Consider the following 13,573-nt stretch of genomic DNA (forward strand, 5'->3'; position numbering starts at 1 on the left):
TCGGCCCTTGGCTTGCTCTCGTTCCTCCCTCGGGGGGGTGTCCCTCTTTGTTGCCCCCCCCCCCCACCCCCCCCCCCCCCCACCACCGGGGACGCCTCGGCCGGCCGGGCGATCGATGAGCCCTGCTCATCGGTCGATGAGCTCATCGATCTTGTTCGGCCCTTCCGCCGGCTGGTGAGCTGGCCGCATGACAAACGCCGAAACCCTGGCCCCACCGGCCGGTTCACCGACCGCGCCGCACCGCTGGTCCCCGGTCCTCGCCGTCTCGCTCGCCACCTTCACCGTGGTGTCCTCCGAGATGATGCCGGTCGGCCTGCTCACCCCGATGTCCCACAGCCTCGGGGTCACCGACGGCGTCACCGGCCTCTCCCTCACCGTCACCGGCCTGATCGCCGCCGTCCTCTCCCCCTTCGCGCCACTGCTCGTCGGGCTGCGCGACCGCCGCACCGTCCTGGTCGCCTTCATGCTGCTGCTCGGCCTGGCCGACGCGGTGACGGCGATGGCACCGAACTTCGCGGTGCTGGCCGCGGGCCGCGTCCTGCTCGGCGCCGCCATGGGCATCGTCTGGGGCCTCGCCGCGAGCCTCGGCCCCCGCCTCACCGACGGGCCGCGCATCGCGCTCGCCATGACGCTGATCTTCTCCGGCGTCTCCATCGCCTCGGTCCTCGGCGTCCCGCTGGGCACCTACCTTGCCGCTCTCCTCGACTGGCGCGCCGCGTTCTGGGCGCTCGCCCTGCTCGGTGCCGCCTCCGCCGCCGTGCTCGCCGCCACCCTGCCCCCGCTGCCCGTACCCGAGCGCGGACGGCTCGACGGACTGGCCGGCGCCCTGCGCCACCGGGGCGTCGCCGCCGGGACCGCGATCACCGCCTTCGTCGTGCTCGGCCACTTCGCCGGCTACACCTACGTCCGCCCGGTCCTCGAAGCCGACGCCGGCCTGAGCAGCGGCGCGATCGCCGCCTGCCTGCTGGTGTACGGACTCGCGGGCGTCGCCGGGAACTTCACCCTCGGCCCGCTGTCCGGGCGCCGCCCGAAGACCGCCGTCACCCTCGCACTCACCGGCGTCACCCTGGCCGCCGCCCTGCTCACGCACGCCACCGGCGTCGTCGCCGTGCTGCTCGTCCTGGTCGTCTGGGGCGCCTCGTACGGCGGGGTGTCGGTCTCCACCCAGACCTGGGTCCGCATCGCCGATCCGGCCCGGATCGAGGCCTCCGCCGCGGTCTGGGCGGGCGTGTTCAACGCGAGCATCGCGCTCGGCTCCTTCGCCGGCGGCCTCGTCGTCGACCGGGCCGGGACCCACGCCGTACTGCTCACCGCGGCCGCACTGGCGGCCGCCGGGCTGCTGCTCACCCTGCTCTCCCGGCCGCACGACGGCGGGCCGAGCGGGCGAAGCGGGCGGTAGCCCCGCGGCTCAGTCGACGTGCCCGGCCAGCAGCTCGACGAACCCGGCCGCCAGCCGGTGCGGGCGCCGCTCGTGCTGGACCACCTGCAGCGCGGTCGGCTCCAGCTCGGGCACCGGCAGGAAGCGGATGTCCGGCCGCCGGACGTACGTCGTGCTGCGCTCGCAGAGCAGCAGGCCCTGGCGGGTCCCGGCCACCATCGACAGGCCCGCCTGGAGGGTGGCCGCACCCGCCGAGTAGGCCAACTCCCACCCGTCCGGCGTCCGCCGGGGCGCGTTCGCCTGCCGCCAGTACTCGGGCGCCGGGCCGCGCGGCTCGATCAGCGGCATGGCGGCCAGCTCGGCGGCGCTCACACCGTCCGCCCCGCCGGGGTTCCGCGCGGCGGAGACCGCCACGTACACCGGCTGCCGGGAGAACTCCATCAGCACCTCGAGCCCCGGCTCCCGGCACGGGGCGAGCACGATCGCCAGGTCGACCTCGCCGCGGGCGAGGTGCGAGAACGGGTCCGCCCACGGCAGTTCGACCAGGTGCGCGGCGCCCTCCGGCAGGCTCGCGACCACCCGGACGACCGGCTCGTACACCGCGCACTGGAAGCCCAGCCGCAGCGGCCTCGCCGTCGCGGCCCCGGCCCGCGCGGCGTCGTAGCCGTCCCGGAGCCGTTCGAAGGCGGGCACCACCTGCTCGGCCAGCGCCCGCCCCAGCTCGGTCAACTCGACCCGGCGGCTGGTCCGTCGGAACACCGGGGCACCGATCCGGCTCTCCAGGCGCTTGATCAGCTGGGAGACCCGGCCCTGCGAGACGCCGAGGAGCTCCGCCGTCCGCCCGAAGTGCAGCTGGTGGACGAGGACGGAGAAGCACTCCAGCTCCTGCAGCGGCAGCTCGGGCAGGACGGCGGAGGCTGCGAGGGCTGAGGGCGGTCGTTCCACCTCGGCAGTCTACGTCCGGCTACCCGGCCGCTCCGCAGGCCAGTACGGCGCGCAGCTCGGCGGCCGGATCGCCCTCGTGGTACGGGCGTTCGCTCGGCTCGATGTGATCCAGGAACTCCTGGTAGCGCAGGGCGTAGGACAGGTGGTAGAGCGGCTCGGCGAGTTCGAGGGCGCGTCGCGGGTCGGAGCCGGGGGCGTGGCGCCGCCAGGCCTCCGTCCAGACCCGGGCGTGGTGCCGCCAGGCCTCCTCGCCGAGGTAGGCGCGGGGGCGCAGCCCGTCCAGGGCGGGGTGGCCGAGGCAGGAGTCGGCGTAGTCGACGACCACCGTGCCGGTGCCGTCGGAGCGCCAGTTGCCGGGGTGGAAGTCGCCGTGCAGCAGGGTCTCGGGCAGACCGCAGTCGGCGAGCCGGTCCAGCAGGCCGGGGATGCCGGCGGCGAAGCCGGCCAGCCCGTCCAGCTCCTCGGGCGTCAGGTCGGTCTCCTCGGCGAGCCGGCCCAGCAGGGCCGTCAGCTGGGCGGCCAGGGCGCGGGGGGTGCGGTCGCGCAGGCCGGTCAGGTCGGCCGGACGGTCGGCGAGCGCGGCCTGGGCGGCGACCAGCCGGGGGACGACGTCGGCGACCGTCCCGGCGGACGGGCTCCAGCAGTCCTCGCCGGGGACGTGGTCGAGCAGCAGCCGCCCGCCGCGGGGGTGGGCGGCGAGGACGGTCGGGACGAGCGCGCGGTCGACGCCGCCGAGCAGCGCGATGACCGCGGCCTCGTCGGCGTTGAAGGCGGGCGTCGTGGTCTTCAGCCAGGCGTCGACGCCGCCGGCGGTGGGGAGGCGGAACAGACCGGAGAGGTTCCAGGTCCGGATCTGCCGCGCGGGCGCGGCCGGCGCGCGGCCGACGGCGGCCAGCTCCGTCTGCGCCCAGGCCAGTGCCTCCCGCAGGCCCGCGGGCGTGGCCCAGGCGGCGCGGCGTTCGGCGGGCCCGAGCAGCGCGGCCGTCCCGGCTTCCGGGGGGCGGGAGTCGAGCGCCTTCGGCCGCTCCAGCGCCTCGGCGTGGTAGCGCACCCGCCCGCCGTGGCCCGGCTCCTCGCTCCGCCCGTCGACCAGCCGCGCCACCAGCACCGGCACGCCGGCCACCTCCGTCGCCCGCGCGACCACCTCGTCCACGGAGGACCACCAGCCGAGCTCCACCTCGAAGGGGCCCAACTGCCCGAAGTACTCGTCGCCGTAGGTGAGATCGACCGTCACGGTCCGGTTGCTCGCTCGCTGCATCGGAGCAGCTTCGCCGACGGGGTGGGCCGACGCCACCGGTTTTCCGGCCGCGCCGACCGGGTCGGATCCGGTGCACCCGGGGCTAGCCTGTGCCGGTGACACGGCGATCGAGCACGGTGGTGCTGATGTGCGGCCTGCCCGGCGCGGGCAAGACCACGTACGCGATGGGCCTCGTCCGGCGGGGCTACGCGCGGCTGTCCATCGACGAGGTGGTCTGGCAGCGGCTCGGGCGGTGCGATGCCGGGCTGGTCCTGCCGCAGGCGGAGTTCGATCGGCTCAAGGACGCGATCCGCCGTGAACAACTGGTGGAGCTGGTCGAGTTGATGCGGGCCGGGCGCGATGTGGTGGTGGACTACACCTTCCGGAACCGAGCCGCCCGGGACAACTACAAGGTGCTGGTGGAGAGCCACGGCTGCCGCTGGGAGCTGGTCCACCTCAAGGCCGACCGGGCGACGCTGGAGCGCCGCTTGGCGGTCCGCAACGAGCGACGGGGCGCCAACTCCGTCACCGTGAGCGCGGAGCTGTTCGACCACTACTTCAGCACCTTCGAGGAGCCCCGGGGCGAGGGCGAGCTGGTCCTGCCGCAGCCCCCGCCCTGAGGCCGGCGCGGCGTGCTAGCCGATGGCCACCGCGGTGCCCGAGACCCGCACCCGGGTGTCCTCGGCGCGCAGTTCGACCCGCAGCAGGCCCGGGCGGCCCAGGTCGGCGCCCTGGTGGAGCGTCAGCACCGCCGGGGCCTGCACCGCGCCGAGCTCCCGCAGGTACGCGCCGAAGGCGGCCGCGGCGGCGCCGGTGGCCGGGTCCTCGACCACGCCGCCGACCGGGAACGGGTCGCGGACGTGGAAGACCTCGGGGCCCTCCCGCCAGGCGAGCTGCAGGGTGGTCAGGTCGCGGGCGCGCATGAAGTCGGCGAGGCCGTCGAAGTCGTAGTCGAGCCGGGCCAGCCGCTCGCGGGTGGCGACCGGCAGGACGAGGTGCCGGGCGCCCGCGTAGGCGACGCGGGGCGGCAGGGCCGGGTCGAGGTCGGCGGCGGACCAGCCGAGCAGGGCGAGCGCCTGCGCCACGTCGGCCGCCGGCACCTCCTCGACCTTGGGCTCGACGCTGGTCAGGGCGGCGCGCAGCAGCCCGTCGGCTCCGCGCTCGACCTCGACCGGGACCTCCCCGGCCGCGGTCTCGAAGACGTACTGCCCGGGGCCGGTGCGCTCGGCGACGGCGACGGCGGAGCCGACCGTCGCGTGGCCGCAGAACGGCACCTCGGCGAGCGGGCTGAAGTACCGCACGCGGTAGGACCCTTCGGCCGGGCCGGCGGTCAGGAAGGCGGTCTCGGAGTACCCGACCTCGGCGGCGATGGCGAGCATCCGCTCGTCGGTCAGCCCGGTGGCGTCGAGCACCACGCCCGCCGGGTTGCCGCCCTCGGGGCGGGTCGCGAAGGCGGCGTAGCGGAGGATCTCGGGAGTGGCGTCGTCGGTCATGACCGAACGAACGCGCCGGGTGCGCGGGCTGTTCCCGTCGGCGCTGCGGGTGTGCCGCCCGGGCGCGGCCACCGCACCGGTCGCGCCCGCGCTGCCGAGCCCGGCGCGGCCCGGCGACCGGCGGCGGGGCCGGTCGATCGGACGCGGCCGTCCCGTCCCGGTGGGATGATCTGCGGCATGGCCCTGACCCCGCACCAGCGGCACCTCCGTGACCGGATCATGGCTGCCGAGGTGACCGCCCCGCCGGAGCCGTGGCGGCCGGTGGGCCGTGGGGTGCTCGCGGTCGGCGGGCTGCTCGGCATCGGCTTCGCCGTCCACCCGGAAAGCGGCCACGACCTGGTGCTGACGGTCTCGCACGGCGGCCACGGCCTGTTCGACGCGGTGACCGGCCTCAAGCTGGCCCGCGACCACGAGCCCGCCGAGGACCCGGACGGCCCGGACCTCGCCTGCCCCGGACTCGGCCAGGTCACGGACGTGCGCGTCCCGGTGGCGGGGCTGTGGGGCGGCGGGCTGCACACCGCCGCCGAGGGCGGCTGGCACGTCAGCGTGGCCGCCCCGGAGTGGCCGCACCACCGGGTGCTGCTCGCCAACGGGCGGGGGCCGTCGGAGGGCGAGCACGGCGAGAGCTGGTGGCTGGTCCTGGACGCCGACCGGTCCACCTTGCGGGCGGCCGGCTTCTCCCCGACCGGCCGGACCCTCGCGGTGGCCACCAGCAGCGACCTCACGCTCTGGACCCGCGGCTAGGACCCGTCCCGCCGCTCCTTCCCGGGCCCGTCCGGCTTCCGGATGCGAACGGCGCGCCGAGCGCCGATGCTGGCGGCGAGGCGTGCGCGGCCCGAGGAAGGAAGCCACAACGTGAGTGCTCTCGACTTCGAGATCATCGACAGCCCCGACAGCTCGCTCAACAAGACCTCCGTCCTGGTCACCGGCCCCCACGACGCCCTGCTGGTGGACGCCGGGTTCACCCGCTCCGACGGGCGCCGGCTGGTGGAGCGGGTCAGGGCGAGCGGCAAGCGGCTGACCACCGTCTTCGTCAGCCACGGCGACCCGGACTTCTACTTCGGCGCCCAGGAGGTCCAGGACGCCTTCCCGCAGGCCCGCTTCGTGGCCACCGCCTCGACCGTCGAGCGCATCCAGGAGACGTACGAGGCCAAGCTGCGCGCCTGGGCGCACCTGGGCCCCGAGCTGCCCACCCGGCTGGTGCGGCCCGATGCGCTGCACGGGGACGAGCTGGTCTTCGAGGGCCACCGTTTCGAGCTGCGCGGCGCCGACTTCCACCTGCCGGACCGGCACTACCTCTGGCAGCACCACCACCGCGCCGTGCTGGGCGGGGTGCTGCTCTTCCAGGGCCTGCACGTGTGGACCGCCGACACCCCGACCTCCGCCCAACGGGCCGCCTGGATCGACCTGTTGGACGGCATCGAGGCACTCCATCCGACCTGGGTCGCGGCCGGCCACCGGATCGCCGGCGCGCCCACCGACCTGAACGCCGTCGACCACACCCGCGCCTACCTGCGCGCCTTCGAGACCGAGATCGGCCGGGCCGCGAACGCGGACGCCGCCAAGGAGGCGCTGGAGCGGCGGTTCCCGAATCTGGGGCTGCGGATCGCGGTGGACATCGGCACCAAGGTCGTCATGGGCGAGATGGCCTGGGGGTGAGCGGGCGGTGATCGAGATTCCCCGGGACGTCGCCTCCTTCGCCGAGTCGCCCGCCCCCGCCGACGTGGTGCGCCGCCAGTACCTGGCCTCCGCCCGGGGCGACCTGGCGGCGCTGCGCACCACCCTGGCCGAGGACGTGGAGTGGACCGAGATGGCCGGGTTCCCGCTGGCCGGCACCTACCGCACGCCGAAGGGCGTCACCGCCAACGTGATGGAGCGGCTGGCCGACGAGTGGGACGACTGGACGGCACACGACGACACCTACGTGGTCGACGGGGAGACGGTGGTGGTGCTGGGCCGGTACACGGCCGTCCACAAGGCCACCCGGAAGCCGCTGGCGGTCCGGGTCGCCCACCGCTTCACCGTGCGCGGCGGCCGGATCGTCCGCTTCGAGCAGTTCACCGACACCGCGCTGGTCAGGGACGCGATGACGGCGTGAGGCCCACGTGTCCCGCCGTGGCCCGCCGTGGCCCACGTTCACCCGTACGGGCGAGCGCGGCGCGGCGCGCCAGGCGCGGTCTCGACAGACCACCCGGACGGCGGCAGGCTGGGCCCGACCACGGCCGGAGAACGAGGAGTCGAGCATGGCGGGCACGGACACCGGGACCACCGGAGCGGGCGGGCGGGAGCGCCCGGTCGTCATCGTCGGGGCGTCCCTGGGCGGTGCGAAGGCGGCCGAGGCGCTGCGCGAGGCCGGGTACCGGGGCGGCATCGTCCTGATCGGCGAGGAGCACGAGCGCCCGTACGAGCGGCCGCCGCTGTCCAAGGGCTACCTGCAGGGCAAGACGCCCCGGGAGAAGATCTACGTCCACCCCTCGCAGTGGTACGCGGAGCACGACGTCACGCTGCGGATGGGCACGGCGGTGGCCTCGATCGACCCGGCCGGGCACACCGTGACGCTCGCCGACGACGGCCAGGTGGAGTACGCCAAGCTGCTGCTGACCACCGGCTCGGTTCCGCGCCGGCTGCCGGTGCCCGGCGCGGACCAGGACGGGGTGCTCTACCTGCGCCGGGTCGAGGACAGCGACCGGATCGAGGAGGCGCTGCGGCCCGGGGCCAGGATCGCGGTGATCGGCGCGGGCTGGATCGGGCTGGAGGTGGCGGCCGCGGCCCGGGAGGCGGGCGCCGAGGTGACGGTGCTGGAGGCGCTCGAACTGCCGCTGCTGCGGGTGCTCGGCCGGGAGGTCGCCCAGGTCTTCGCCGACCTCCACCGGGAGCACGGCGTGGACCTGCGCTTCGGCGTCAAGGTGGCCGAACTGACCGGCGACGGCGGCACGGTGAACGGCGTGAAGCTCGCCGACGGCACCACGGTGGCGGCCGACGCGGTGGTCGTCGGCATCGGCATCGCCCCCGCCACCGGCCTGGCCGAGGCGGCCGGCCTGGAGGTCGACAACGGCGTCAAGACCGACCAGCACCTGCGCACCTCGGACCCGGACGTCTACGCGGCCGGCGACGTCGCCAATGCCTACCACCCGCTGTTCGGCAGGCACGTGCGGGTCGAGCACTGGGCCAACGCGCTCAACCAGCCGCAGACCGCCGCCCGCGCGCTGCTCGGGCAGCCGGACGCGGTGTACGACCGTGTCCCCTACTTCTTCACGGACCAGTACGACCTCGGCATGGAGTACGTCGGCTACGTCGAGCCGGACGGCTACGACCAGGTGGTGTTCCGCGGCGACCCGGCCACCCGCGAGTTCATCGCGTTCTGGCTCTCCGGCGGCCGCGTGCTCGCGGGGATGAACGTCAACGTCTGGGACGTCACCGACCCGATCCGCGAACTGGTGCGCTCGGGGCGGGTGGTGGACGCCGGGGCGCTGGCCGACCCGAACGTTCCGCTCGACTCGCTGTAGTCGGCGAGCCGAATCGGTCAGCCGAATCGGTCAGCCGGACCGGTCAGCCGACGGGGATGCCGGGGTTCACCAGGCCCCGGCCCCCGGTGACGGTGTTGCCCGCGCCGATCGTGACCTTGCACTTCGCCGCGTCGTAGGCGGTCACGTGGATCGCGTACCGGTCCGGCCCGGTGGCGCCGGTGAGGTCGGAGCGGTTGCCGCGGAAGACGGTGCCGCAGCCCCAGCCCGGCTGGAGGCTGTGGGTCTGGTAGCCGTCGTTCGTGGTGCGCCGGCCGGTGTTGTTCTCGATGACGTAGCCGTTGCCCTTCACGTCGACCCAGGAGTCGTCCGAGTGGCTCCCGGTGAGGCCGTCGCCGTCGAAGGTGTTGCCGGAGACCAGGCCGCCGGTGGTGCCCTCCTTGAGGTCGACGTTCTCGCCGCCGATGTTCGGGCCGAAGGTGTTGCCGGTGATCTGCACGTGGTCGCTGCGGTCGGTCAGCGTGTTGGCGGTGCCGACGTAGACGCCCTCGCCCATGCCGTCCCCGCTCAGGCCGGTGTCGTGGACGCGCGAGTCGCGCAGTGTGCCGTAGGCGCTGGAGTTGCGGAAGTGCACGCCCTCCATGGTGGTGTGGTGGACCGTCACGCCGTCCAGGACCACGTGGTTCGCGGAGTCGGCCATGATGCCCTTCTGGCCGCCGGTGACGGTCAACCCCTGGACGGTCCAGTAGCTCGCGCCGTCGAGGTGGAGTCCGTAACCGCCGCCGCTGGGGGCGGTGAGGACGGCCTTCGCCGAGCCGGTGAGGGTGATCCGGGCGGCCGCGGTGCCGGGGGTGGTGGCCTTGAAGTTGCCGGAGTAGGTGCCGTCGGCGAGCTGGATGGTCTGGCCGGGCGCGGCGGCGGCGAGCGCGCTCTGGAGCTGCTTGGTGGTGCCGACCTTGACCACGGCCGCCTTGACCACTGCCGTGGGGGCGGCGGAGCCGGCGGCCACGGCCGTGGGGGCGGCCGAGCCGAGGGCGAGGACGGTGAGCGCGGCGAGGAGGACGGGGACGGCGGGACGCTGGGTCACGGACGGTGCTCCTTGCGGTGGTCGGGGCCGGCCGGGGTGGTCGGGGCGGCAAATGACAGGAACATGCCGCCGCCAGGGTGGACTGGACCATTCCGGGGCGTCAAGAGCGCCTCGTCCGCGTGATACTGGAGCCCTGGGGGTCTTAGGAGTCCCCGCGGACACGGAGTCGCGGACACGGAGCCGCGGACAGGGAGGCGGCGATGGGCGGCACGGCCGGGTTCGCCGTGGTGGTGTTCGGTGCGCTGGGCGGCGTGGTCGCCTACCTCGCCGGGGTGGTCGGCCTGCGCGAACTGCGGCGGCTGCGCCGGGTCGGCGTCCCCGCACGGGCACTGGTGCGCGAGCGCGCCGCGGCGCCGGAGGACCGCGCGCTACCGCCGCGGCCGCTGCTCCAGTTCGAGACCGAGGACGGCCGGGTGGTCGAGGTCTTCTCCCCCGTCCCCTCCACCACCCGCCACCCCCTGCCGGACGGCGGCTTCGTCCCGGTCCGCTACGACCCGGCGGACCCGTCACAGGTCCTGGTGGACGGGCGGGAGCGCGCGGGGCTGGAGTACGGGTTCCTCGCGCTCGGGGTGCTGGTGGTGCTCGGCTCGATCACCCTCGGCGCCACGGTGCTCTGACCGGGCCCCCGGGACGGGCACGGGGCGGTGGATCAGGCGGCGCATCGGGCGGGTCGCACGCGGTCGGGCCCCCCGGGACGGCGCACCGGGCGGGCCGCGCGGTTCGGTACGCGGCCCGCCCGCCCGCTCAGACGGTGGCGGCGCTGGTCGCCGCCACCGTCGCCGCGGTGGTGACGGCGGCCATGGTGAGCTGCATGTTCCGGATCGCCTCGCGGACCGACTCTGCGGCCCCGTCACCGGCGGCGATCTCGGCGAAGCGCGGCTCGACCTGCTTGCGGGGCAGCTCGGGGAAGGCCAGCCGGTGCAGCCGGGAGCCGTGCAGCAGGGCCACCAGGGCGGCGGTACGCAGGTCCGGCTCCGCGCCGTTCAGCACCGTGGCGGCGAGCCGCTCGCGCAGTTCGCGCTCCACGCCGCCGTCCGCCTCCGGGTAGCGGCGGACCGGGAAGATGCCGAGCGCGCGGCGCCGCTCCTCGACCACCAGGCCCCGCTCGCACAGCCGCGCGACGGTGTCGGCGACGGCCGTGGCACGGTCCTTGGTCAGCCAGTCGGCCGCCTTGGCCTTGCCGGAGCGGCGCCCCGCGGCCCACTCGTCGAGCCGGGCCAGCCGGCCGTCCAGCAGCGGCTCGCCGGTCGGGGTCCGGTCGGCGACGGTGAGCCGGCCGTCCTCGATCGCGACCCGCCCGGCCAGCACCAGCTCGGCCAGGATGCCGCCCGCGGCAGCCCAGGCGGCGGTGGCGGCGTCCTTCGCCACGCCGGACTCGTCGTCCAGCGAGAGCAGCATCAGCTCCTCGGCGAGGGTGACGTGCATCGGGTGCCCCTTCCTCTCGGTACCGCGGTACGCTGCGCCGACGGCGCCTCAACCGCGCAGTGCTTCGACCAGGCGCCGGGCCCTGGTGTCCTCCTCGAGCAACGCCCGGAGCAGTCGATCAGTGCCCTGACCTGCGACGTCGGCGAGGTAGGCCTCGACCGAGCGGGGGTCGGCGGGCAGCGTCACCCCGCCGGAGTCCAGTGCGGCCCGCGCCCGGGCGTAGTCGAGGCCGAGCCCGGCGAGCAGTTCGCCGGCGCCGCCCTCCTGTGCCAACTGCGGCTCGTGACGGGCCACTTCGTGTACGGCCAGCAGGGCGAGCAGGACGTGCTCGGTACCGGGCGTCCGGCGCCCGAGGCGCTCGGCCTGGGCGTCGGCCTCCGACCGGATCCAGGCCGCCGGACCGGACGAGCCCGGCCGCAGCACGCGCTTCCAGCGCGGTGCCGGGTGCGCGCGGCGGGCCAGCATCGCCTCCCGGGTGGGGCGCAGCAGCGGGTCGAGGCCGCCTCCCCTCGGCACCGCGCCCTCTCGCCCTTCGGGCTCCAGCATGGTCGTGTCCATCGGCCCCTCCCATCACGACGGCTTTACTCGGACTATATTCCTGCTTTTCCTTCTCTTGGGAATTTCCCGCACGCCAAGAACGCGTCAGGACTCCTCCGGCGCGGGGCGCGGGGCGCAGAAGACGGGCGCAGAAGACGGGCGCGGAAGACGGGGCGCGGAAGACGGGGCGCCCCGCCGTTGTTGGCATCTGGTGCCATCGTGGGAACCGCGTCCGCGAGAGGGGTGAGCACCATGGCCGACACGCTCCCCGTGCCGGGTCCGCCCCCCGATGCGCGGGCGCCGCTGGACGCCTACTCCCGGATCGTCACCTCCGTCGCCGCGGCGCTGACCCCGCGGGTCGCCGCGCTCCAGGTCCCCCGGCGCGGCCGGGGCGGCTGGTTCAGCACCGCCCTCGGCTCGGCGGTGGTCTTCACCGAGGACGGGTTCCTGCTCACCAACGCCCACGTCGTCGGCCACGCCGACGCCGGGACGCTGGCCTTCGCCGACGGCACCACCTCCCCGTTCCACACCATCGGCGCCGACCCGCTCTCCGACCTCGCCGTGCTGCGCGCCGACGGGCCGACCCCGACGCCGGTCTCGCTCGGCGAGGCGACCGGTCTGCGGGTCGGACAGCTGGTCGTCGCCGTCGGCAACCCGCTGGGCCTGGCCGGGACGGTCACGGCGGGCGTGGTCAGCGCCCTCGGCCGCTCGATCCCGGCCCGCTCCGGCAGCGCGGTGCGGGTCATCGACAACGTGGTCCAGACCGACGCCGCGCTCAACCCGGGCAACTCCGGCGGCGCGCTGGCCACCGCGGACGGCGAGGTGGTCGGCATCACCACGGCGGTGGCCGGCAACGGGCTCGGCCTGGCCGTGCCGATCGACGCCACCAGCCGCCGGATCGTCGCGGCCCTGCTCGCCGACGGCCGGATCCGCCGCGCCTACCTCGGCCTCGCCGGGGTGCCCGCGCCCCTGCCGCCCGCCCTGCGCCACCGCACCGGGCAGCGCGGCGGCCTGCGGATCGTCGAGGTGGTGCCCGGCGCGCCCGCCGACCGCGCCGGACTGCACGCGGGCGACCTGCTGCTCACCGCCGCGGGCGAGCCGATGGGCAGCGCTCAGGCCCTCCAGCGGCTGATGCTGGCCGACGCGATCGGCCGCCCGCTCCCGCTCACCGTGCTGCGCGGCGAGGCCCTGGTCGACGTGCTCGCCGTGCCCGCGGAGCTGCCCGCCGACGACTGACCGGGCCCCGGGGCCACCCCTACGCACGGGCCCCACCGACCTCACCGCCCGTCTCGGCCGGGCCGCCACCGGTGCCGCCACCGATGCCGCCCCGAAGGCACCGCTACGCGCGGGCCCCACGCCGCATCACCCAGAGCGCCGGCCCGCCCTCCGGCAGCCGGACCTCCTCCAGCACCTCGAAGCCGAAGTGCCCGTAGAGCGCGAGGTTCTCCTCCTTGGAGGACTCCAGGTAGACCGGCAGCCCCTGGGCGTCGGCCCTGGCCAGCCCCGAGCGCAGCAGCGCGGCACCCTGCCCCCGGCGTTGGGCGACGGGGTCGGTGCCGATCACCGCGAGGTACCAGTGCGGCTCCTGCGGCGCGTTGTCGGCGGCCGCCTCGACGGACTGCCGGAACGACTCGGCCCGGTCGCCGAGCGGCTCGACCAGCTCCCGGAGCGTCTCCTCGTCCGGTACCGCCTTGTCCTGCGCGTGCGGCGGCACCCAGAACGCGGCCGCGTCCGCCGTCCGCTCGCACACCCCGTGCCGGACGTACTGCCGGGTGAACAGCGTGGTGAAGTAACCGCCCAGCCCCGCCTGCCGGATGGCCGGGTCGGGGAAGAACCAGCACATCATCGGGTCGTCGGCGAAGGCCAGGGCCAGTAATCGACTGACTGACGACGCGTCATCGAGGGTCGCCGGCTGCGGCGTGTTGGTCATCTGCACACGGACATCGTGCGCGCCCTTTATCTCCGGCCCGGCGGCGAGGGTGGCTGCGGGCGGAAATAACCGTTGGC

16 protein-coding genes are annotated in these 13,573 nt (G+C 75.3%); 9 read left to right on the plus strand and 7 right to left on the minus strand.

Going from position 1 to position 13,573, the window contains the following annotated elements:
• Positions 1–187: 187 nt before the first annotated feature.
• Entirely contained in the window at positions 188–1,399 is a 1,212-nt protein-coding gene (locus ACZ5OX_RS30670) for an MFS transporter (protein ID WP_465634501.1), read from the plus strand.
• A gap of 9 nt (positions 1,400–1,408) precedes the next feature.
• Here ACZ5OX_RS30670 and ACZ5OX_RS30675 read toward each other — a convergent pair whose 3' ends face one another.
• On the minus strand, positions 1,409–2,323 hold the full coding sequence (locus tag ACZ5OX_RS30675) for a LysR family transcriptional regulator (RefSeq protein ID WP_465634503.1): 915 nt from the start codon (positions 2,321–2,323) through the stop codon (positions 1,409–1,411).
• 19 nt (positions 2,324–2,342) lie between these two features.
• Complete coding sequence (locus ACZ5OX_RS30680) at positions 2,343–3,581, minus strand: phosphotransferase (RefSeq protein WP_465634504.1); 1,239 nt, start codon at positions 3,579–3,581, stop codon at positions 2,343–2,345.
• A gap of 95 nt (positions 3,582–3,676) precedes the next feature.
• Here ACZ5OX_RS30680 and ACZ5OX_RS30685 point away from each other — a divergent pair, with 95 nt between their 5' ends.
• On the plus strand, positions 3,677–4,180 hold the full coding sequence (locus tag ACZ5OX_RS30685; RefSeq protein WP_465634506.1) for a P-loop nucleotide/nucleoside kinase family protein: 504 nt from the start codon (positions 3,677–3,679) through the stop codon (positions 4,178–4,180).
• Positions 4,181–4,195: 15 nt separating this feature from the next.
• Here ACZ5OX_RS30685 and ACZ5OX_RS30690 read toward each other — a convergent pair whose 3' ends face one another.
• The gene (locus ACZ5OX_RS30690; protein WP_465634507.1) at positions 4,196–5,053 is read right to left on the minus strand and encodes a PhzF family phenazine biosynthesis protein; all 858 of its coding nucleotides are present in this window, start codon (positions 5,051–5,053) and stop codon (positions 4,196–4,198) included.
• Between ACZ5OX_RS30690 and ACZ5OX_RS30695 the strand changes: the two genes are divergently transcribed.
• The 5 genes from ACZ5OX_RS30695 (at position 5,052) to ACZ5OX_RS30715 (ending at position 8,559) form a co-directional block, all read left to right on the plus strand.
• A complete protein-coding gene (locus ACZ5OX_RS30695; protein WP_465634509.1) occupies positions 5,052–5,222 on the plus strand; it encodes a hypothetical protein in 171 nt (56 codons plus the stop codon). The two genes, ACZ5OX_RS30690 and ACZ5OX_RS30695, sit on opposite strands and share 2 nt — an antisense overlap.
• 8 nt (positions 5,223–5,230) lie before the next feature.
• Positions 5,231–5,797, plus strand: coding sequence for a hypothetical protein (locus ACZ5OX_RS30700; protein WP_465634510.1), 567 nt, complete (start codon positions 5,231–5,233; stop codon positions 5,795–5,797).
• Between the two features lie 111 nt (positions 5,798–5,908).
• Positions 5,909–6,712, plus strand: coding sequence for an MBL fold metallo-hydrolase (locus ACZ5OX_RS30705; RefSeq protein ID WP_465634511.1), 804 nt, complete (start codon positions 5,909–5,911; stop codon positions 6,710–6,712).
• 7 nt (positions 6,713–6,719) lie between these two features.
• Positions 6,720–7,151 (plus strand): nuclear transport factor 2 family protein, encoded by a 432-nt coding sequence (locus ACZ5OX_RS30710; protein WP_465634513.1) that lies wholly within the window; start codon positions 6,720–6,722, stop codon positions 7,149–7,151.
• Between the two features lie 145 nt (positions 7,152–7,296).
• Entirely contained in the window at positions 7,297–8,559 is a 1,263-nt protein-coding gene (locus ACZ5OX_RS30715) for an NAD(P)/FAD-dependent oxidoreductase (protein WP_465634514.1), read from the plus strand.
• A gap of 43 nt (positions 8,560–8,602) precedes the next feature.
• On the opposite strand, the gene ACZ5OX_RS30720 is transcribed toward ACZ5OX_RS30715, so the two are convergent.
• Complete coding sequence (locus ACZ5OX_RS30720; RefSeq protein ID WP_465634515.1) at positions 8,603–9,604, minus strand: right-handed parallel beta-helix repeat-containing protein; 1,002 nt, start codon at positions 9,602–9,604, stop codon at positions 8,603–8,605.
• Positions 9,605–9,804: 200 nt separating this feature from the next.
• Here ACZ5OX_RS30720 and ACZ5OX_RS30725 point away from each other — a divergent pair, with 200 nt between their 5' ends.
• Positions 9,805–10,221, plus strand: coding sequence for a DUF3592 domain-containing protein (locus tag ACZ5OX_RS30725; RefSeq protein WP_465634516.1), 417 nt, complete (start codon positions 9,805–9,807; stop codon positions 10,219–10,221).
• Positions 10,222–10,348: 127 nt separating this feature from the next.
• Here ACZ5OX_RS30725 and ACZ5OX_RS30730 read toward each other — a convergent pair whose 3' ends face one another.
• Both ACZ5OX_RS30730 and ACZ5OX_RS30735 read right to left on the minus strand, forming a co-directional pair.
• Positions 10,349–11,029: a GOLPH3/VPS74 family protein gene (locus ACZ5OX_RS30730; RefSeq protein ID WP_465634518.1), complete on the minus strand. Its 681-nt coding sequence runs from the start codon at positions 11,027–11,029 to the stop codon at positions 10,349–10,351.
• A 48-nt stretch (positions 11,030–11,077) separates the two neighbouring features.
• The gene (locus ACZ5OX_RS30735; RefSeq protein ID WP_465634519.1) at positions 11,078–11,587 is read right to left on the minus strand and encodes a hypothetical protein; all 510 of its coding nucleotides are present in this window, start codon (positions 11,585–11,587) and stop codon (positions 11,078–11,080) included.
• A 231-nt stretch (positions 11,588–11,818) separates the two neighbouring features.
• On the opposite strand from ACZ5OX_RS30735, the gene ACZ5OX_RS30740 reads away from it, so the two are divergent.
• Positions 11,819–12,802, plus strand: coding sequence for a S1C family serine protease (locus ACZ5OX_RS30740; RefSeq protein WP_465634520.1), 984 nt, complete (start codon positions 11,819–11,821; stop codon positions 12,800–12,802).
• A 103-nt stretch (positions 12,803–12,905) separates the two neighbouring features.
• Here the strand turns inward: ACZ5OX_RS30740 and ACZ5OX_RS30745 are convergent, their stop codons facing one another.
• Positions 12,906–13,502 (minus strand): GNAT family N-acetyltransferase, encoded by a 597-nt coding sequence (locus tag ACZ5OX_RS30745; RefSeq protein WP_465634522.1) that lies wholly within the window; start codon positions 13,500–13,502, stop codon positions 12,906–12,908.
• Between the last annotated feature and the right edge of the window lie 71 nt (positions 13,503–13,573).

The sequence above is a fragment of the Kitasatospora sp. NPDC032121 genome, assembly GCF_055580145.1.